Origin of the sequence: Rhodococcus qingshengii JCM 15477 (assembly GCF_023221595.1) — a bacterium.
In the GTDB taxonomy this organism is placed as follows: domain Bacteria; phylum Actinomycetota; class Actinomycetes; order Mycobacteriales; family Mycobacteriaceae; genus Rhodococcus_F; species Rhodococcus_F qingshengii.
This window is the reverse complement of sequence record NZ_CP096563.1, coordinates 691,481-711,328: the sequence shown is the minus strand read 5'-3', so window position 1 is coordinate 711,328 and position 19,848 is coordinate 691,481. Positions and strand designations below refer to the sequence as shown.

16 protein-coding genes are annotated in these 19,848 nt (G+C 62.5%); 6 read left to right on the top strand and 10 right to left on the bottom strand.

Going from position 1 to position 19,848, the window contains the following annotated elements; all coding sequences use genetic code 11:
* Positions 1 to 4: 4 nt before the first annotated feature.
* The 8 genes from M0639_RS03215 to M0639_RS03180 all read right to left on the bottom strand — a co-directional run bounded on the left by M0639_RS03215 (position 5) and on the right by M0639_RS03180 (position 9,732).
* Positions 5 to 1,561: a TerD family protein gene (locus M0639_RS03215; protein WP_082893195.1), complete on the bottom strand. Its 1,557-nt coding sequence runs from the start codon at positions 1,559 to 1,561 to the stop codon at positions 5 to 7.
* A gap of 40 nt (positions 1,562 to 1,601) precedes the next feature.
* Positions 1,602 to 2,495, bottom strand: a complete 894-nt coding sequence (locus M0639_RS03210; protein ID WP_042922710.1) for an SGNH/GDSL hydrolase family protein — start codon at positions 2,493 to 2,495, stop codon at positions 1,602 to 1,604.
* A gap of 158 nt (positions 2,496 to 2,653) precedes the next feature.
* On the bottom strand, positions 2,654 to 4,063 hold the full coding sequence (locus M0639_RS03205; RefSeq protein ID WP_054187881.1) for a TerD family protein: 1,410 nt from the start codon (positions 4,061 to 4,063) through the stop codon (positions 2,654 to 2,656).
* 27 nt (positions 4,064 to 4,090) lie between these two features.
* Entirely contained in the window at positions 4,091 to 4,948 is an 858-nt protein-coding gene (locus M0639_RS03200) for a hypothetical protein (protein WP_007727039.1), read from the bottom strand.
* On the bottom strand, positions 4,945 to 6,054 hold the full coding sequence (locus M0639_RS03195) for a cysteine protease StiP family protein (protein ID WP_003941082.1): 1,110 nt from the start codon (positions 6,052 to 6,054) through the stop codon (positions 4,945 to 4,947). The genes M0639_RS03200 and M0639_RS03195 overlap by 4 nt, the downstream gene beginning before the upstream one ends.
* Positions 6,051 to 7,340 carry a phosphoribosyltransferase family protein gene (locus M0639_RS03190; RefSeq protein WP_064074528.1) on the bottom strand — a complete coding sequence of 430 codons (1,290 nt, stop codon included), beginning with the start codon at positions 7,338 to 7,340 and terminating at the stop codon, positions 6,051 to 6,053. The genes M0639_RS03195 and M0639_RS03190 overlap by 4 nt, the downstream gene beginning before the upstream one ends.
* Positions 7,337 to 8,494, bottom strand: a complete 1,158-nt coding sequence (locus tag M0639_RS03185; protein WP_064074529.1) for an HpcH/HpaI aldolase/citrate lyase family protein — start codon at positions 8,492 to 8,494, stop codon at positions 7,337 to 7,339. Before M0639_RS03185 ends, M0639_RS03190 begins: the two co-directional genes overlap by 4 nt.
* A 92-nt stretch (positions 8,495 to 8,586) precedes the next feature.
* Positions 8,587 to 9,732: a hypothetical protein gene (locus tag M0639_RS03180; protein WP_064233754.1), complete on the bottom strand. Its 1,146-nt coding sequence runs from the start codon at positions 9,730 to 9,732 to the stop codon at positions 8,587 to 8,589.
* A gap of 243 nt (positions 9,733 to 9,975) precedes the next feature.
* On the opposite strand from M0639_RS03180, the gene M0639_RS03175 reads away from it, so the two are divergent.
* The 6 genes from M0639_RS03175 (at position 9,976) to M0639_RS03150 (ending at position 16,408) form a co-directional block, all read left to right on the top strand.
* Positions 9,976 to 10,551, top strand: coding sequence for a TerD family protein (locus M0639_RS03175; RefSeq protein WP_003941199.1), 576 nt, complete (start codon positions 9,976 to 9,978; stop codon positions 10,549 to 10,551).
* 137 nt (positions 10,552 to 10,688) lie between these two features.
* A complete protein-coding gene (locus tag M0639_RS03170; RefSeq protein ID WP_029254390.1) occupies positions 10,689 to 11,813 on the top strand; it encodes a DUF475 domain-containing protein in 1,125 nt (374 codons plus the stop codon).
* A gap of 227 nt (positions 11,814 to 12,040) precedes the next feature.
* Positions 12,041 to 14,035 carry a TerD family protein gene (locus tag M0639_RS03165; RefSeq protein ID WP_042922784.1) on the top strand — a complete coding sequence of 665 codons (1,995 nt, stop codon included), beginning with the start codon at positions 12,041 to 12,043 and terminating at the stop codon, positions 14,033 to 14,035.
* A 2-nt stretch (positions 14,036 to 14,037) separates the two neighbouring features.
* Positions 14,038 to 14,514 (top strand): GNAT family N-acetyltransferase, encoded by a 477-nt coding sequence (locus M0639_RS03160; RefSeq protein WP_042922718.1) that lies wholly within the window; start codon positions 14,038 to 14,040, stop codon positions 14,512 to 14,514.
* Between the two features lie 18 nt (positions 14,515 to 14,532).
* Complete coding sequence (locus M0639_RS03155; protein WP_052417027.1) at positions 14,533 to 14,982, top strand: GNAT family N-acetyltransferase; 450 nt, start codon at positions 14,533 to 14,535, stop codon at positions 14,980 to 14,982.
* Positions 14,983 to 15,046: 64 nt separating this feature from the next.
* Positions 15,047 to 16,408, top strand: coding sequence for a lipase family protein (locus tag M0639_RS03150; RefSeq protein ID WP_064074530.1), 1,362 nt, complete (start codon positions 15,047 to 15,049; stop codon positions 16,406 to 16,408).
* Positions 16,409 to 16,426: 18 nt separating this feature from the next.
* Here M0639_RS03150 and M0639_RS03145 read toward each other — a convergent pair whose 3' ends face one another.
* Together M0639_RS03145 and mgtA are read right to left on the bottom strand one after the other, a co-directional pair.
* Positions 16,427 to 17,131 (bottom strand): MgtC/SapB family protein, encoded by a 705-nt coding sequence (locus M0639_RS03145; protein ID WP_064074531.1) that lies wholly within the window; start codon positions 17,129 to 17,131, stop codon positions 16,427 to 16,429.
* A gap of 9 nt (positions 17,132 to 17,140) precedes the next feature.
* Entirely contained in the window at positions 17,141 to 19,834 is a 2,694-nt protein-coding gene (gene mgtA / locus M0639_RS03140; RefSeq protein WP_064074532.1) for a magnesium-translocating P-type ATPase, read from the bottom strand.
* Positions 19,835 to 19,848 lie beyond the last annotated feature (14 nt).

Sequence of the window (19,848 nt, the reverse complement as noted above, 5' to 3'; positions counted from 1 at the left end):
GCCACTAGGTACGGTCGAACACTGCCAGAATTCGCGACTCGGAGATCGGGTCGAGCACGTCCGGGGTGAAGTGCCATTGCGTGCGGGTCCACGGATCGTGAACCTCCGTCTGCCCTGCTGCCGAAAGATGTTGGCACCCCTCGGACAGTGCGGCGACGGATTCTTCCGCGAAGTTCGACTCGTCCTCTCCGACAATCAGTATCGACAAACCGATTCCCGGTCCGCGTTCGGCGAGGAACATGATGGTCTGTGCGTCTTCGGCGGAGTACCCGTGCGGGAAATCGCTGAGGATCAACAGGCGCAGGGAACTCGGGCCATCTGCGACACCACTCATTCGCGCGAGTTCGCCCATGTCGACGGCCTCGGCCAGTGCCCGCAAGCGTGCTGAGATCTCGGTGTGAGCGGTGATGACCGGGCCCGCGAGCATCGGTGCCAGTCGGTCGGTCAGTGGAGTGAGCGAGCCGGTCAGGTCGACGACGTCGAGTAGCGGCATCGGGCCGGCGGCCATGACACGCACGGTGACGGCACTGATCAGACCGAGCGCTGCTTTGCTCGACGTGCTGTCCACCCAGATCGGCCGGCGCAATGGCAACGGGACGCAGTACGGAACGGTGAGTGTGCCGCGGTCCGGAGCCGACAGCTCGCCCAGACGCATTCCGTCGCTGACGGCTGTGATCTGGGCCGGATCAGTTGTGCCCGCCCACGACACCGACTTCCACGACGCCATCGACCGCGGGAGCACGCCGTCGATCACGCCGAGTTCGTGGGCAAGCTGAGCACTGTCGCGAGCGTGATTGTCCCTCGCGAGCGAGACGAGGTCGTCGTGACGCTTCTGCGCGGCGTCGCGCGCAGCCACTCCCGCTGCCGAGTTCCGCAACGACGGATCTGCGACGGCTGCGGTCAGATCCTCGTCCAAACGGGCAAGCGCGTACTCACTGCTGGAGACGAAGGAAGCGGCAGATCGTGAGGCGTCCTCGAAGATCATCCACGCGCGCTCGAGGCCTCGGCCCACCTCCAACGGCTCCACCGCGGAGTCCCACGCGGGCGCGGCTGTCGGGGCTGGTTGTGCCGGCTCGTCGTCGACCTCGACGCCGTGCACCGAGATCAGTTCCGCCAGACCACCCGCATAGCCCTGCCCGACGGCCCGGATCTTCCAGGCACCGGACTTTCGGTACAGCTCCCAGCAGATGACCGCTGTCTCGGTACCTGCGGTGGGGATCGCGAATTCGGCCAGGACCGAACCGGATTGATCGCTCAGGGTGGCGGAGAGCCCGGCCGTGCGAAAGGCTCCCGCGGCCGTCGCTGCCGGATCCACGCTCACGATGCACAACACCGCTGCCGCATCGGGGTGAAGTCGATCGAGCTCCACCCGGATGCCACTCTCGTCGAGTTGCACTCCAGCGGTGGACGGTTGGTTGTAGAACACGAAGTCCGCGGACGTCAATGCCCGCAGGTTCGCGTCCGCTACCAGCGCCGACACGTCGAACGGCGTCTGGCTCTCGGCTCGAAACGTCACCACGGGCGCCTGCAGCGGCGCGTTCTGTCCGGGAACAAAAGTCATACCCACAGCAGCGAACTATGCCATGACCGGGCTCTCTCGGTCAGCCTTGCACGTCCGCCACCACTAGATCGGCCACCGCGGTCATCCCAGCGTCCGTGAAGTGCAAGCGCTGCGCCGTCGACTCCGAGAACAGGCCTTCGAACCAACGCTGATCTGCACTCGCACATGCGTCGTGTCCGCCGGCGATGCTCGCCGCCGCAATGTCGACAGTGCGCACACCGTGGGCGTGGGCGACCTCGTCGAACTTCGTGTTGTAGCGAGCGAAGTAGTCCATGAACCAGGATGCGTCGGCGTCTGAGAACGGAATGTTCGGCCAGCATCCGCGAGAGGAGATCATGCCGCCCTCACCGATCAGGTAGATGCGAGCGTTAGGCGCGCGCTGCGTGACCGCAGTCAGGATGCGATCCAATTCTCCGGCAGCCCGGTCGATTCCGGATTGGGCGACGGAATTCGCGAGCGGGTCGTACCGGCATCCACGATCGGTTCCTGGCCCCGGAGCGACGCACAGGGGGCCGAGGAAGATGCTGTTGGAGTCGTTGCCGCCGATCGAGATGGTGATCAGGTCGGTGTCCGGGTGAACGGCATCGAGTTGGACAGGCCAGTAGTTCGGAATCAGCTGTGGAGTGTCGATGATGTTCTCGGCGCGTGCCGCGCTGCAAGAGACGTCGGTGAACTCCGCGACCTCGAGTGCCCGAGAGATCTTGCCCGCGAAGTTCTCGTACGAACGCGAACAGGCGTCGGGGTACATCGGTTCCAGCCTTGGGCCGGAGGCGCGGGAGTCACCGAGGGCGACGTACTTGATCCCGGTGCCGGATACTCCTGACCGAGTTTCCGACTGGGGCACCGAAGCCTGCGCGATTCCGGTGCTCACGAGCGCCAGCACAACGCCTGCGACGGCCGCCGCCCGACCGAGAAGTTTCCCTCGAATGATCATCTACTGTGCCAAGTCCTCTCGCGCACGGCCGCTCGACTGACGGCTCGACATGCCGCATGAGGTTAACGCACAGAGGGGGAAACGATGTCCGGTTCGACGGACGGCGATCGAAATCACCTACCGCCGAACCGGATTCATCTCGAGTATGCAGTCTCGACTCAAGCAGTGAGGAAACGGCCCAGCTGCGGCGCAGCTTCTCCTGCGTGCTTGGCCTGGATACCTTCACCGATGGCCTGCAGCTTCCATTCACCGTTCACGCGGTACACCTTTGCCATCACCATTCCGGTGAAAGCCATGCCGCCCTGGAGCGTGTATCGAGCGAGCTCGGAGTTGGTGGTGCTGTCCACGAGACGGCAGAAAGCGTTGGAGACCTGCTCGAACGTGTGTCCGCGGTACGAGGTCACGGTGAAGATCACGGTGGTCACGTGAGCCGGGACCCGCTGAAGATCGACGAGCATGACCTCGTCGTCGCCGTCTCCGTCGCCGGTCAGGTTGTCACCCATGTGACGGACCGAGCCGTCCTTGGACGTCAACTGACCGTAGTAGCAGACGTCGACGAGGTTGCCGTCGGCGTACAGGAGTGCCGAAGCGTCGAGGTCGACATCGGCGGTACGGCTTCCGAACAGGCCGCTCTTCTTGATCGGATCCCAACCCAGACCCATCTGGATCATGGTGAGCGCGACGCCGCCCTCCTTGCGGAGTGTGACCTTCTGGCCCTTGGTCAGGCTGACGGGGCGTCCCTTGACCAGGCTCACCTCGGGCTGCTGCGCCGGCGGCTGGTTCTGCACGGGAGGCGCCGGGGGTGCCTGGTTGTACGTCGGCTGCTGGTTGTACGCAGGCTGTTGGTTGTAGGCAGGCTGCTGCGCCGGCGGGTAGGCCGGCGGCGTCGGTCCCTGGTTGTAGGCCGGCGGCTGGTTGTACGCGGGCGGGGCCGGCGGAACCGGCGGCGCGTTGTACGAAGGCTGCTGCTGCGGCGGCTGGTTGTACGCCGGCGGTGTAGGAGCGACGGACGAGGGCGGGGTGATCGGCGCCGGAGCCGCGACCGGAGTGGGAGGCGGCGGTGGTGCATCGTCGACGGACACACCATGATCGGTGACCAGCGCGGCAAATCCACCCGCGTACCCCTGGCCGACGGCGCGCACCTTCCATGCACCCTGGCGTCGGTACACCTCGAGCGCGATGACGATGGACTCGGTGGTGAGGCCGTCGATCACGTACTCGTACAACACGTTCCCGGCCGCATCGGAGACCCGAGCGGTCGGTGCAGCAGTGCGCCCGAAGTTCGACGAAGCGTCGTCGAGCGTGATGACGGCGCGAACCTGCTCGATATCGGCGGGTACGCCGGCGAGTGAGACTCGGAGTGAGGCAATGCCACCCGGGTTGGGTACCAATTGCACGCCGGGTCCGGTCGGCTGGTTGAAGAAGACGAAGTCGGCGTCGGAACGAACTTTTCCGTTGCTCGTCACGAGGAGTGCAGACAGGTCAGCGGCCGCAGCCAGCTGAACCGAGACAACTACATCCGAGACGTCCAGCGGGCCGTTCTGCCCTTTGGCAAGCGATACAGACAACTAAATCCCCTTCATAGAGAGCGTGTATTACCCGAGCGCGGAAGAGAACCACCGCAAGATCTCCGCGCTCGCTGCGATACCGGACCTTTCTGTCACAGTAACGGTCGGCCGTTGCCAATTCAGTTCTTCCAGCTCACCGTGCCTGGGCCTGATCGCGAAATCGGAGTATTCGAGCATGTCCGCATCCAATGCGCCGTCACCAGCCGAGATCACGACGGCGGACTGATCCAGATCACCCGACTCGACCAGTCTGCGGCGCACCTCTGCCAGCGCTCGTGACTTCGAGACCGCGTCGGGCATCGTGTAGATCTTGCGGCCTTGACGCGAGACGTTCCAGCCCCGCGTCACGCACCACCCATTCCATTCGGTTTCGAAATCACTCGGCATCACGGCCAGATCGACGACCAGGTATGGAAACAGGTCGTCGGCAACACGAATGGAGCTGACCCAGCTCGAGTCGATCCGCGATTCCAGTTCCGCCTGAACCTGCGGCAACTCGGCGCCGGACTTACGGGTCGAACGGTCGATCTCGTTTCGCCAGTCGCGATCGGCTTCGCCGTCTACGAGGATGTTTCCGCCGTTGCTCGTGATCGCGTACTTCCACGGTCCGCCGGGAAGATCGATCCGCTGGAACTGCGCAATGGTCCTGGTCGTCGTCGGAATTACCGGAACCCGCGAGCTGAGCGCGGTCAGCAGTTCGATCGATTCGACGCTCATGTGCGAGAGCGGACCGCCGTTGTAGTACTCGACGCACAGCGGGCTCGGTGCCGAATCCAGGTCGGAGCCACTGGGATCGCCGCCGATCGCGGCCTGCGAATAGATCATCGTGCGGTCCAGATCCGTGGCGATCAGGACCTGGGACGCAGCGGTGTCCACACGGCTCACGTGATGTCCTTGATCAGGCCGACACACGAGTAGGCGAGATCCGGGACGACCTCGACCGGGACCCCACGGGCCTGTGCCAACAACCGGATGTGTGCGTGCTCCGGGGCTTCGAGTTCGCGCACCAGAACCTTCCAGGGAAGCCGGCGCAGCAGCACCCTGGTTGTTTCTCCGACACCGGGTTTGACGAAGTTGACCGTCGAGATCCCGTACTCGGCCTGCACCTTCTCCACCGACTCCCAACCGGCCCAGGTCGGCGTCCGATCGGAATCGAGCACTGCAGCAAGAGAATCCGCTGCGTCGCCGCGAACCGAATCGAACTCGGCCGAGACCACGTCGAGCAACCTGTTGGAAACGTCGACGTCGGCGAGGTCGGCGTAGAACTTGGCGCCGTGGAAATCGCCGGGCCCGATGAGGGTGTCGTTGAGGACAGTTCGTGAGACCAAGCCGGACACCGTCGAATTGAGGCACGCCGACGCGATCAGGAAGTCGTCACGGGTCCCGTACGTTCGCACGCAGTGTCCGGGGTCGGCGAGAACAGCCAGATCGGAGTCGAACTTCGCTCCGCCTGCCTCGTGGTACTCCGTCAACGCTGCGTCGAGTTCGCGGGCGATTGCGCCCTTGCCCGTCCAGCCGTCGACGAAGACGACGTTCTCCGAGTCGTGATGGTGCGCAAGATAATCGAGTGCGACGGAATCGATACCTTTGCCACGCACGATGGACACCGCGTAGTGCGGCAACGTCAACCCGCGGGTCTGCTGGGCCCAGCGCCGCATCAGAATCCCGATCGGTGTTCCGGCCCGGGCGAGTGAGACCAGCGTGATGTCACTCCCCCGCTCGGCCAAGACCAGGTCCATCACGGTCCCGACAGCGCGCGCCAACCGTGGAGCGCTCTCGGCGAGCACCGTCTCGAAAAGATCCCGGTATGCCTGATCGGGTTGGTACTCGATGGGAAGAGATTCGGCATAGTGAGCCTCACCCGACTGAATACGCTTCTCGCGCACGGATACATCCGCTTCGAGATCCACGTGCGAGAGATCCTTGAGCAGCCACTTCACTTCGCCCGGCGCGTACGAACCGAATTCGGGCCCGACCAATGGTTCGTTCATGACGAGCTCCCTGCTCTGGAATCTCGCAGCGCCGACGGATCGGCCCCGCGAACGGTGGCGACCAGGACGTCGGTGCCGGAGTTCCGCAACACCTCGACCACTCCGTCCATCGCCGTCAACCGATCGGTGTCGGCGGGCTCGTCGATGACCAGCAACGCAAGGGCGTCGACCGCCGCATCAGGCCACTGCGCGTTGTAGACGTATCGAGGGTCGTTCTCACCCAGTTCGGGTGCCGGAAAGGTGAACCCGCGACGCAGCGGGTATCCCGGCACGTCGACGACGTACGCGGGTGAGCGAGTTGTGGTCTGGTACCGAACCGCTCGCCCAGAGCTTTCCAAGCCTGCAGCGATGCGCAGTGGCAGGTACATCAACTCCTCGTGACCGATCACGATCACAGCACGCGACGCGTCGATCGACGATTTGAGAATGGACACCGCTGCCTCGACGGCTGACTCGAATGCCGCGGTGTCGCCGTCGAGAAAGCCGTGCCTGCCACCGTCGGGGACATGTGCCGGCCACGGCAGATCCATCTGAGACAGCGTGCCGCGGCGGTCACCGATCGGATTCAGATCCGGAGCATCCAGCGCCGTGACGCGCTCGGTCAGGCCGTCGGGCAGGACCGTCGAACCCGAAGCGAGAGAGACGTAGTCGATTCGTACATTCAACTCTGCCGCCGCGGCTTCGCCGGCGACTCGGTGTTCCTCGGTTCTCATGTCCACCAGCGAGGCCACGACGTAGCGGCTTCGCGGGCATTGCCCGTGCAGCGCCCGGATGGCATCGATCGCGGTGGCGCCGGTGGAGATCTCGTCGTCGACGAGGACCAGAGGCAGGTCGTTCTCGAACAGTTCGGCGGACGTCGGCTGCATCAGATGGCTCGTGGCGTGCGAGTGCCCCTCCTCGAACCCGGCGAGCGTCGTAGCACCTGGTACGTCGCGACGAGTCGAGTGCAGGTAGCAGTGAGCGCGCAGACGGGCCGCAACGCAATGACCCAAACCTGTTGCGGTTTCGGCAAACCCGAGCACGACGACGTCGACACCCTCACCGAGGGTTGTCCGCACCAGATCGCCGAGGTCGTCGGCAGCACCGATGACCACGGACGGCTCGGTGGGCACGTGCTTTCCCAGCACAGTGGACACCAGCAGGTGAGCGCGACGCGGATTCCGCCGAAGTCCCGGGATCACCAGATCGGGCACCGAATGCCCGAGTGACGAATCACCGTGAACGAGGTCCAAGCCGAATTCTGCTGTAGCCCAGGGAACGTCCCGGGACTGGACAACCTCTGTCATCGATCGACCAACGCCGTCAGCAACTCGACGAACGTGATTCCCTTGTTGGTCACACCGAACACGTGAGCTCGGAGCGCAGTCTGATGGGCCCAATTGCGGTGCGGCTTCATCTCGTTCATCTTGTTCCGGTAGCCGGACGCCTGAACTCCCCCGGCGTCGGCACCGAGAATGTCGAGGGCATCGTGATATTCCTCGTGCGTGACGGCGGACAATGCATTGACCGCTGCGACGTGCGACGGGTGGATGACCGTCTTGCCCTGGATTCCGTTGGCTCGGTCCAGCGCGATCTCACGGAGCAGACCGTCGAGGTCGCGGCTGACGAGATGCTGACGGAACCGGACGGCGTCGTGTTCCTCGAACGGGGTGGCGCGCAGCATCGGCCGGAACATGCGTTCGTGATCGGCGAAGTACTCCCACACGGGCCCGGTGATGACAAAACCCGAACCGTCCGCGCGCCCGAGATAGTTGACGATGTCGGCGATGACGTCGACCACCACGCGCACGTCGTAGATGGTCAGATCGCGGTCACGACGGATGCCGAAGGTGCTGCACATGTCGGTGGCGCCGATGCGGACGGCAAGGATTCGATCGCGGTGTTGCGCGAGAATCCCACTGATGGTGCGCAATTCGAGATCGCGAGTATCGCGGTGCACAAGCGCGGGTGATTCGAGTACCGGCATCGCGTAGAGATGCTTGCCCAGCAACTCGGATGCGTCCGCGACGGCGTCGAGAAACACGGGGCCGGACTCGCTGCCGAACTTGGGGATGACGAACCCGGTGAGCGCGGCGCGCCCCTCGGTCAACGACGCGACGACCTTGTGGATGTCCGCGACTTCACGAACCCGCACGAACAGCAGCATGCCGACGGCGTCGGTGGACGCGATCTTGTCGAGAGCTTCGACCGCGTTCGCTCGCGCCGATTCGACCTCGTGATCGGCGACGGCATCCTCGAGATCGAGCACCATCGAACTGACGCCCTCGGACGCACGCTTGGACACGATGTCGGCCAACCCGGCCCGGGTGGCAGGAACGTAGAGAGTTGCACCCAGAGCAATCGCGAGCAGATCCCTCTCGTCGGAATCCGCGAACGATCGAGGCGCATGCAGGAACAGTTGCTCCCGCACGTCATCCTCGAGATGTTGAAAGTGCTGCATTTCTCTTCTCTCTGTAACCGCAATCAAGTCCATGAAACGACCCCCTGTGACAACGCGTCGGGCAACTCCGATCCCCCGATCGGCCCGACCATTCAGTTTTTGCCGGCTCGCGCCCGCATCTTCTCGACAACTTCGGTGATGAACGTCGATACCGAGTCCAGCTGTAATACATACGACCAGTAGTCCGGATGAGTTCCCGACAGTGACGCACTCGCTCGCTCGATCCTTGCTAGTTGAGCATCGAGTACAGAGCCCCACTCCGCCACCAACCCTTGGTTAACAGCGAACATCTGGGCGTCTTTCAGCCGGAAACGAACCTCACGTTCCTTTTGGCTCGGATCTGCCCGAACTGCACGCAGAGTAGCGAGACGGTCCGTCACGGCGTCGGCACACGCTTCGGCGTCGGCGAGGTGCACGCGGGCTTCGGCCATCAAAGCCAGTGCATGTTCGGGGTTTCCCGCAGCCAACGACTGCTTCGCTTCCTTGAGATCGATGTCGGCCTGATCGATATGTGCTCGGCTGCGACTGCTGTTGTCGACGAGGTCAGCGGAACTCGCGGCGTTGAACTCGCGCAGCAATGCGGAGTACGCCGGATCCAGGCGGTCCACTCGAGTGCGCACTGCCGACAACCTGGTCGAGACCGAGGAAATCGTCATCTCGGCACGGTGCTGGGTCGACGGGGCTTCTGCCAATGCTTCCTCGAGCGCCGATACCGCTTCGCGGACACTCTCGGCCCGCGTGCGGACTGCGTCGGCGCGACCGGATGAGCGCGCATTGTCGAGCGCTGCAACCGCGTCGTCGAGGTGTTCGGAGGCCGTCACCACCGACGGGTACTCGCGATAGCGCTGATCGGTGGCAGCCAGTTTTTCCCGGACGGCGTTCGCCAGGGTTCGGGCCTGCTGGCCGAGGACGGGAATGGCGGACATCGTGACCGTCGCCTGCTCGAGGTGCGCACGATGCCCGTTGTAGAAGGCGTCGACGCCCTTCGCCGCCTCGACGAGTTCGGCTACCGACTTTTCGAATGCCACCCGAGCACCGTTCGGGTTCTGGTGAAGTACCTGATCGTTGCCATAGCGCTCGGATGTGTCGAGGTAGTCCGACGCAGCCTGGAAGCACCGATCCCGAACGGGTTCCCACGCAGCGCGCAGCCCTCGCTCGGGGTACAGCTCGGCGGAAGCGTCGACTGCTGCCGACGCGATGGTCTGCCGCTTGTCCATGTCGAGGAACGCCGAAACCATGGCCGTCTGCGCCTCCCGCGCACGACTGACCGACTCCCCCACTCTTGCCCCCCGATTGAAGCGCTCCGACCATCTTCCCACCACGATTGAATCCTACGGGTCCAGCACTTCGCTTCTCGGTTCGTAATTCTGCTGTTACGGCGAACACACCGGAACTGCGGTTAGGGTGGTGGAGGTAAACACACTCCCAAGACGACTTCGCGTCGTAGTGGGCCTTGTCTCTCCTCTTGAAAGGACCCCTGAATGGGCGTCAGCTTGACCAAAGGCGGCAATGTCTCTCTCACGAAGGAGGCCCCGAACCTGACTGCAGTGGTCGTCGGCCTGGGCTGGGACGCGCGTTCCACCACCGGAGCTGCTTTCGACCTCGACGCCAGCGCAATCGGCGCAGGCTCGAACAAGAAGGTCCTCTCCGACCAGCACTTCATCTTCTTCAACAACCTCCGTTCGCCCGACGGCTCGATCGAGCACAAGGGTGACAACACGGACGGCGAAGGCGAAGGCGACGACGAGCAGATCGACGTGAACCTCGCAGCGGTTCCCGCCGAGGTCGAGAGCGTTGTCTTCCCCGTCTCGATCTACGACGCAGAAGCTCGCTCGCAGTCCTTCGGCCAGGTCCGCAACGCGTACATCCGCGTCGTCGACAAGTCGAACGGCAACGAGCTCGCTCGTTACGACCTCTCCGAGGACGCTTCCACCGAGACCGCCATGGTCTTCGGTGAGCTGTACCGCAACGGTGCAGAGTGGAAGTTCCGCGCAATCGGCCAGGGCTACGCGTCCGGCCTCGCGGGCATCGCGCGCGATTACGGCGTCAACGTCTGATCTTCGCTCTCGACGAGCTGACTCGGGGAAGGTTCCGCAGTAGTCTGTGGAACCCTCCCCGTTTTCACGTTCGGATGCGGTGAGAGACCGCTTGCAGTAACCACTCTGCATTGACCAACTAGAAAGGGCCACGCTCCGTGGTACTGCGAATATTCGGTTTATCCATCGCAATTTCGATCCTCGCGATGATCGTTGCGTTCATCTACGGCGGACCCGAGGCACTGTTCCTCGTCATCATCCTGTCGATTCTGGAAATCTCGCTTTCCTTCGACAACGCCGTCATCAACGCCACTGTTCTGCAAAGAATGAGTGAATTCTGGCAGAAGATCTTCCTCACCATCGGCGTCATCATCGCCGTCTTCGGTATGCGTCTGGTGTTCCCACTCGTGATCGTCTGGGCTGCATCCGGTCTCGGACCCGTTGCTGCACTCGACCTCGCGCTCAACCCGCCGCCGGACGGTGCAGCGTACTTCCCCGGCACGAACGAGCCGAGCTACGAAACCATCCTCACGGACGCTCACCCGCAGATCGCTGCCTTCGGTGGCATGTTCCTGCTGATGCTCTTCCTCGGTTTCATCTTCGAAGAGCGTGAGATCACCTGGCTGTCTTGGCTCGAGAAGCCCCTCGCTCGCATCGGCAAGCTCGATCAGCTCTCCGTCGTCGTGGCCGGCATCGTCCTGGTACTGAGTGGTTCGTTCCTCGCCGCTGACGACAAGGTCTCCACCGTCATGATCTCGGGCGTTCTGGGCATGATCACCTACATCGCGGTCAACGGCTTGGGTGAACTGTTCAATCTGCCGGAAGAAGGCGAAGAGGAAGAAACCGCCAAGTCCGGCGGCCCCACGCAGCTCGCGAAGGCGACCGGTAAGGCCGGCTTCTTCCTGTTCCTCTACCTCGAGGTCCTCGACGCGTCCTTCTCGTTCGACGGCGTCATCGGCGCATTCGCCATCACGGCAGACCCGATCATCATCGCCCTCGGCCTCGGCTTCGTCGGCGCGATGTTCGTCCGTTCCATCACGGTCTTCCTGGTCCGCAAGGGCACGCTCTCCGATTACGTCTACCTCGAGCACGGTGCGCACTGGGCCATCGGCGCTCTGGCCGTCATCTTGATGGTGTCCATCGGCGTTCACATCAACGAGATCATCACCGGCCTGGTCGGTGTCTTCTTGATCGGCGCTGCTTTCATCAGCAGCCTCATTCGCAACAAGCGAATCGCGAACGAAGATCCGAAGTTGGACGAGAACACTCCGGCAACTGTCTGACGTTCTTTTTCGAAACGCCCGCGACCAATTGGTTGCGGGCGTTTTGTTTGTTATGCCTGAATTGAAACTCTCTGCATTCCCAGCCGCGCGCCAATTGTTCAGCCGCGCGCCAAATTCAGCCTGCGGCTGAACAATTGCCCTGCGGATTCGAAACCACACAAAATTCGATCTGCCCCTGGACAATCAAGATGCGAAATCCGACTGTGCACAGCGATGAGGGGAAATTCGTGGAAGACCAATTTCTGTCCAAAGGCCAGAACATCGAGCTCCCCGACGAACTCGATCAGATCGACATCGTGATCACCTGGGACAATACGGAATTCGGTGTCGATGCCTCGGCATTGCTTCTGGGTGCCGACGGAAAAGTCAGGTCCGACGCGGACTTCGTCTTCTACAACCAACAGGAATCTGCTGACGGCTCGGTTCGCTATCTCGGCCGCCGCGAAGCCGAATCCGGTCCGCACGAGCGCCTCCTCGTCCACCTCGCTGCTGTACCCGATCAGGTCGACGCGATCGCTTTGATAGGCAGCGTCGACACCGGCTCTTTCGGCGACCTCGGCAAACTTGCGCTCCAACTGGTTGATTCCGGTGGCTCTCCTATCGCCGAATACGTCACCGCCGACGCGTCCACCGAAACCGCATTCGTCTTCGGCCAGGTCTATCGACGTAGCGGGAAGTGGAAACTTCGCGCAATCGGCCAAGGTTGGGCATCAGGCCTCGCCGGGCTCGCCGAAGACTTCGGAGTCGACGTGAGTGAGGATGCCCCCGTCGAGGAGCCTGGGTCACCTGAGCTCGAGGCAATCCAACCGATATCGGAACAGGAACCGTCAGTCACAGAGCCCTCAACGCCCGCGAAGCCCGTCCGACAGCGTGGTGTTCGTACAGCGAAGCCGGTGCCCAAGAAAGCCCCACTACCCGAATTCAAGCACGCAGAGTCCGAGGCCTGGCAACCTGCACGACTCTTCTCGGTGATCGGCGTCGGAACCGGTGAGGAACAAGAACGACGCACAACGTCGGCATTGGTTTCCACGATGCAAGCGGTTCCATTGTTTGCGCGGGCGGTTTCGTCCCGCGTGGGCGCGCCGGCCGGCTCGTTCGAGGGCTATGTCGAAGTTCCCTACGTCAAAGGTGAATCTCGGGTGATCCCGGATGCGGTGTGGCGCATCGCCCGCGGAAGCCGGCTCTGGACCGGCTTGCTCGAGGCAAAGACTGGAGCAGGCACCCATACCCGAGAGCAGCTCGAAAACTATCTCGACGTCGCCAAGAAGAACAAGTACGACGTCGTGATCAGCCTCTCCAACGACTTGCCTGCCGGCGCCGGCGAATTACCCGTCGAGGTGGACAAGCGCAAGCTCACCAAAGTTGCGCTGCGGCATCTCTCTTGGGCAGAAGTCATCCACGAGGCTCGGATGGTGCTCTCGCACGGCGGAATCGACAATCCGCTGCAAGGTTGGATTCTCAGCGAATTTCTCCGGTACATCGAACATCCCAAGTCCGGGGCCGCGGAGTTCGTCGACATGGGTCGGCACTGGGTATCGATACGCGATTCCGTGAGCGCCGGAACTCTACGTCCTGGAGATCCGAAGGCAGCGGCGGTCGCTCAGTCGTGGATCGCGCTCGCGCGGAACCTTGCGCTGCGGTTCACTGCAGATCTCGGTGTCGTCGTCAAACACGTGTTGCCCCGTCGGGTGGTCAACGATGCGGATGCGCGTACCGCGCTGACGGTCAACGAATTGGCGAACGACGGCACCTTCAGCGCCACCCTCCGAATCCCCGACGCAGCCGGAGAGCTACGGGTTACTGCTGATTTGAGAACCAACAAAGTGAGCTGCAGTACAACGGTTTCTGCACCAGACGAAGGCACTTCGGGAAAACGAGTCACCTGGGTTTTGCGTCAGTTGAAGAATGCTCCTGCCGAATTGTTGGTCGAAGCGTTGTTCACCGGCCCGGCCTCGTCGACTTGCGAGACCGTTGCATCCGCGCGCACAACGCCACGTCTGTTGACAGACAGTCAAGGCGGCCAACTCAGTTCATTCGTACTGACACAGTCCTTCACACTCGGCAGCAAGCGTTCGGGTACTGCTGCGAGTTTCATCAACAGTGTGACCAGTTCGGCCGAAATCTTCTACTCCGAAGTCGTTCAACCGCTCCGTGAATGGGTCCCCGCCGCCCCGAAGGCGTCCGATCTCCCTCGTGAAGAACAAGTCGACAACGAAGACTGACAATGAACGAGATAGTCATAGAGCGCGCAACGGACGAGGACGCCGCGGAAATCCTTGTTCTACAACGCTGTTGCTGGGTTTCGGAAGCAATCTCCAACAACAGCATGGACATACCCCCGCTCCACGAGGACCTACCCACGGTCCGAGCCTGGGTTCAGGAGTCGACTGTCTGGACCGCACGACGCGGCGGCCGGCTCGTCGGGGCCGTGCGAGGAACCGCGGACGGAACCGCATGGCAGATCGGTCGCCTCATGGTGGCACCGGACTTGGCGGGCAACGGCCTCGGCCGACGCCTCTTGCAGCACGTGGAACAGAACGCTCCGGAGCACATCACACGTTTCGAGCTGTTCACCGGAAGCAGGAGCCTGCGGAACATTCGCCTGTACACCCGAGCGGGCTACTCCCAATTGCCGCCGGACCCCAGCCACATCCCCGGAGTCGTCTACCTGTCCAAGCCGAACGCCATCAACTCCGACTGAACGGCGATACTGACTTCTGTGGTGAACATTCGCGTCGCAGCGCAGACAGACTTGCCGTTCTTACGTGAGCACGACTCGCACGTCGCTGCCGAGGAACTCGCGTCAGTGGTCCAACGCGGCCGGATACTCATCGCCGAGGACAACGGTAATCCAATCGGATGGCTGCGCTGGGGCTTGTTCTGGGACGAGATTCCGTTCATGAACATGCTGACCGTCCTGTCTTCGAACCGCGGCCAAGGCATCGGGCGCGCTTTGGTCACAGGTTGGGAAAAACGCATGAGCCGCGCGGGACACTCGCAGGTCCTCACCTCCACACTCGCCGACGAATCAGCCCAGAACTTCTATCGCGCAATGGGATACACCGACGCGGGAGTTCTGTTACTCCCAGGCGAGTCCTCCGAAATCTTCCTACGTCGAGACCTCGATACGACGACCGATCTGACCGATCCCCACATTACCCACGAGTAATATATGGTGGTCGTCACACCACGATCTCAGGGTGGGGCGTGGCACACCAATGTGGAGGACGAGTATGTCGTCAAGGGTCTTATCTCGCGCAGTTGTCGGAGTACTCGCGCTTGCACTGACAGGCGTCGGCGCACCGGTAGCGCTCGCGCAGCCAGTCCTTGCCAAGTCCCCCGATGACGGTTTCTACAGCTACGACGGCGCGGCACCCCTCTCGTCGTACGCCCCGGGTGCGGTACTCGAGACTCGCACCGTGCCGTACACCGTGCTCAACATCCCGACCCCGATACAGGCAGTCCAGGTTCTCTACCGATCAACCGACGCCCTGGGACAGCCGTCCGCCAACGTCACCTCGATCCTGCGCCCGGCCAACGCCCAACCGAACAAAGTTGTTTCGTACCAGTCCTTTTACGATTCGCTGAACCCCGACGACAGCCCGTCGCGAGCCATCGCGGGTAACACCCCGATCGGCGACTGGACTCCCAGCGGACGCAACTTCAACATCGGCGGTACCTTCACGTCCATCGAGGCAGCCTTGTTCGGGCCGCTCTTCGCATTGGGCTACACGATCGTCGTCCCGGACACCGAGGGCCCGGATGCAAACTTCGCTGCCGGACCCGAATACGGGATGATGACGCTCGACGCTCTGCGTGCCGCCCGCGATGTCCCGGAAACCGGAATCACCGACGACGCAGAGATCGCGCTGATGGGTTACTCCGGCGGAGCGATCGCCACCAACTGGGCTTCGATCCTCGCTCCCGCGTATGCACCGGAGATCAACGACAACTTGATCGGCGCCGCGCAGGGCGGCGTGCTGGTCAATCCGGCCAACAACCTTCGCTACGCAAGCGGAAGCATCGGGTGGGGCGGCGTTGTCGGCATGGCAGTCGTCGGCGTTGCGCGTTCGTACGACATCGATTTCGGGAAGTATCTCAGCGACCGTGGACGCGACGTCATGGCTCGACTCGAAGACGCGTCCATCGGCAATGTGCTGGCACAGTATCCCGGACTGACCTGGCAGGATCTGGTCAAACCCGAGTACGCCGATCCCAATACGGTTCCCGAGTACGTCGATGTCGTGAACAAGATCAACATGGGCACCGCGGCGACACCGACCATTCCGATGTTCATCGCGCAGGCGGCCAACGGCACCATCGAGGGCACCCAACCCGGAGGCCCCGGTGTCGGAGCGGGAGACGGCGTGATGATCACGGGCGACGTCCGCACCCTCGCACGCAAGTACTGCGACGCCGGCCTGGCGATTCAGTACGACCAGTACGACACCATCAGCCACTTCCTCGGCGCCATGCTCTGGCTCCCCGGTGCGCTCGCCTGGGTCGACGACCGCTTGAACGGCAAGCCTGCACCGTCCAACTGCGCGAACATTGCACCGGGGAACTCACTTGCGCCGCAAGAACACGCGCGCTGACTGACAGCGAGCCTGAATCTACTTCGACGGTTCCACCTCCCACCGAATGTGAGTCACCAACGGTTCAAGGCTAAGTCGGCTGACGGCGGATTCCAGGAGTCCGTCGTCTCGCTCCGCGGCAGCCAGTTCGGCCACCACCCGCACGCGGTCGCTGTCCGGGATGTCGAAGGACTGCACTGACCGGAGCTGAAACTCGGGCCTCGAAATGGACTGCACGGTAAGACCTCTGATGTGAGCTTCGGCGTCGCCGTGACAGGTCACCTCGAAGGTGTAGTCCGCGGGTGGTTCTTCGCGTCCGGTTCGGGCAGGCTGGTGATCCATCATCCGGCCCAACGGCCTCAACAGCGTGTTCGCCAACATGATTGCGCCGGCACCGAACACCGCGACCCAGTACATTCCGCCGCCTGCCAGTGCGCCGACGGCGGCAGTGGCCCACAGAGTGGCGGCAGTGTTCAGGCCGGTGACCGACGCACCCTGCTTCATGATCACTCCAGCACCGAGGAAACCGATCCCCGAGACGATCTGCGCTGCGACGCGCGTCGGATCGGCGTCCGGGCCCTGAAACCCGTACGCGCCCATGATGACGAAGAGCGTCGCACCCAAGCTCACCAACGCGTTGGTTCGCAGACCCGCCATCCTTGCGCGCCATTGCCTTTCGATCCCGACGGCAGCGCCGAGGACGAGCCCGAGCGCTATCCGCACAAGGATGACGTGGATTTCCACGGTGAACTCCTAGAGCCAGGTCGCGAATCGACGGATGAACATTCCCTTGGCCACCTGCGTGACGACGCAGTATGCCGCGAGAGTGAGGACCAGCCACGGGAAGTAGTTCCACGGCAGTGAAACCAACCCGAGGGAATGACCCCAGGACGTGAACGGGAACACCAGCGCGAAGACGCAGGCGGCGCCTGTGCTGAGCAGTACCGGCAGCGATGCACGCGACTGGATGAACGGGATCTTGCGGGTGCGGATCATGTGAACGATCAGCGTCTGCGAGATCAATGACTCGATGAACCAACCCGATTGGAACAGCGCTGCATGCTCGGGAGAGTTGGCGGCGAACACGAACCACATCAGCGCGAACGTCGAGATATCGAAGATCGAACTGATCGGGCCGATGAACACCATGAACCGGCGAAGGCTCTTGGTCTCCCACTTGCGGGGCTTCGCGAGGAAGTCGTCGTCGACACGGTCCCACGGGATCGTGAGCATCGAAAGATCGTAGATCAGGTTCTGCAACAACAGAACTACGGGAATCATGGGGATGAACGGCAGCAGGGCACTGGCGACGAGCACCGAGAAGACGTTCCCGAAGTTCGACGACGCAGTCATCTTGATGTACTTCTGGATGTTTCCGAAGGTACGACGCCCTTCGATGACTCCTTGTTCGAGTACACCGAGGTCCTTCTCCAGCAAGATGATGTCCGCGGATTCGCGGGCGATGTCCGCCGCTGTGTCAACGGAGATGCCGATGTCCGCAGCCCGCAGTGCGGGTGCGTCGTTGACACCGTCACCGAGGAAACCAACCGTGTGGCCGACCCGGCGCAGCGATTCGACAATGCGTGCCTTCTGCATCGGATCCGTCTTCGCGAATACGGTTGTCCGTTGCACCAACTCGTCGAGGGCGTCGTCGCTCAACGCTTCGATCTCTGCGCCGGAGACCACGGTCCCCACGTCGATACCGACTTTGCCGCAGACGGTTTCGGCGACCAGTTCGTTGTCACCCGTCACTACCTTGACCGCGACTCCGTGGCTCGCGAGGGCTTCGATCGCCCCGGCCGCAGATTCCTTCGGCGGGTCGAGGAAGGCCAGCAGACCGACCAGGGTCATGCCCTCTTCGTCGGCCTTCGAGTACTCGCGGCGCTGCTCTTCGACGACTGTCTTGGTTGCCACCGCAAGCACTCGCTTGCCTTGACCGTTCAGCTCCGCGACCAGACGGTCGACTCGGGCCAGCCATCCCGGTGTCAATTGGTGGGTCACCCCGTCCAGTTCCACCGATTCACAGACCGAAAGGAGCTCTTCCACTGCACCTTTGGTTACGATCAGATCGGCGTCTCCGTGGTCGACCACCACGGAGAGTCGACGGCGCTTGAAGTCGAAGGGAATCTCGTCCACCAACCCGTGCCGACGCGAGATCTCCTCGACCACTTCGGGACCGGCGGCCTCGATCACCGCGTCGTCGAGAAGACTGCGCAATCCGGTCTGATTCACGGAATTGACCGCCGCTAGCCGCAATACGTCCTCGGACTTACGTCCGGCAGTATCGAGATGCTCACCGAGAACGATGCGGTCCTCGGTGAGAGTTCCGGTCTTGTCCGTGCACAGAACGTCCATGGCACCGAAGTTCTGAATCGCGTTGATCTGCTTGACGATCACCTTCTTGCGCGACATGTGGAGCGCACCCTTGGCCAGGTTCGCCGTCACGATGAGCGGCAACATTTCCGGAGTCAACCCCACGGCGGTGGCGACGCCGAAGAGTAGTGCTTGGCTCCAGTCCTTGGTCAGTCCGTTGATGATGAACACCGCGGGAACCATGATCAGCATGAACTTGATCAGCAGATAGCTGACACTGCGCACCCCGACGTCGAAGCTGGTTTCGGGTCGCTTGGACGCCAATTGTGCTGTCATGGCACCGAAGTAAGTCCGCTTGCCGGTGTGCACCGCAACGGCGGTGCCACTGCCCGACACGACGGAAGTACCCATGAACCCGATGTTCTCGGCTTCGAGCAGCCGATCGACGTCGATCCCCGACGACGGGTCCGCCGACTTCTCGGCCGGCATCGATTCACCGCTGAGCATGGACTGATTGACCTGTAGATCCTTGGCCCGGATGATGCGGACATCGGCCGGGATCATGTCGCCGGCGGCAAGCTGGACTACATCCCCCGGCAGTAACTGCTCGATCGGAATCTCAGCCGTGACCACGGTGTTGTTGATCTTGCGGGTGGCCGCGACGGTCGTCGTAACCATCGCCTTGAGCGCCTCGGCGGCGCGACTCGAACGGTATTCCTGCCAGAACCTCAGTGAGACACTGACAAAGATCATCAACCCGAGAGTGATGATGCCCTCGTAGGAAGGACCGTCCTCGGGGTCCGCCCAGACCACGTCGGTCCCGACCATGATCAGGGCGAGGAATACCAGGATCAGGATGAACGGGTTCTTGAAGGCTCCCGCGAACTGCACGATTGCCGGCGCCGGGCGGTCGTGGCGGACATCGTTGCGCCCGTATTGCCGACGAAGATCGTCGATCTGATCGTCACGAAGGCCGTTGGCCGTCGTGGTCAGATCCGCGAGAACGGTGCGCGTGTCCGAGGCCGAGAAATCGACCAATTCCTGTGCGCTTTCCTTTGCCAGGACTGTTGAATGTGTTTGTTGTGCAATGTTTCTCGTGGGCCGTGGCCGCAATGCGAGAACGGAAAATGACATGACGAATCTCCTCG

Bases quoted from the DNA above. Each gene is read 5' to 3' on its own strand.
- M0639_RS03215 (WP_082893195.1), bottom strand. From the start codon at position 1,561: ATGACTTTTGTTCCCGGACAGAACGCGCCGCTGCAGGCGCCCGTGGTG.
- M0639_RS03210 (WP_042922710.1), bottom strand. From the start codon at position 2,495: ATGATCATTCGAGGGAAACTTCTCGGTCGGGCGGCGGCCGTCGCAGGC.
- M0639_RS03195 (WP_003941082.1), bottom strand. From the start codon at position 6,054: ATGAACGAACCATTGGTCGGGCCCGAATTCGGTTCGTACGCGCCGGGC.
- M0639_RS03190 (WP_064074528.1), bottom strand. From the start codon at position 7,340: ATGACAGAGGTTGTCCAGTCCCGGGACGTTCCCTGGGCTACAGCAGAA.
- M0639_RS03185 (WP_064074529.1), bottom strand. From the start codon at position 8,494: ATGCAGCACTTTCAACATCTCGAGGATGACGTGCGGGAGCAACTGTTC.
- M0639_RS03180 (WP_064233754.1), bottom strand. From the start codon at position 9,732: ATGGTTTCGGCGTTCCTCGACATGGACAAGCGGCAGACCATCGCGTCG.
- M0639_RS03175 (WP_003941199.1), top strand. From the start codon at position 9,976: ATGGGCGTCAGCTTGACCAAAGGCGGCAATGTCTCTCTCACGAAGGAG.
- M0639_RS03160 (WP_042922718.1), top strand. From the start codon at position 14,038: ATGAACGAGATAGTCATAGAGCGCGCAACGGACGAGGACGCCGCGGAA.
- M0639_RS03150 (WP_064074530.1), top strand. From the start codon at position 15,047: ATGTCGTCAAGGGTCTTATCTCGCGCAGTTGTCGGAGTACTCGCGCTT.
- mgtA (WP_064074532.1), bottom strand. From the start codon at position 19,834: ATGTCATTTTCCGTTCTCGCATTGCGGCCACGGCCCACGAGAAACATT.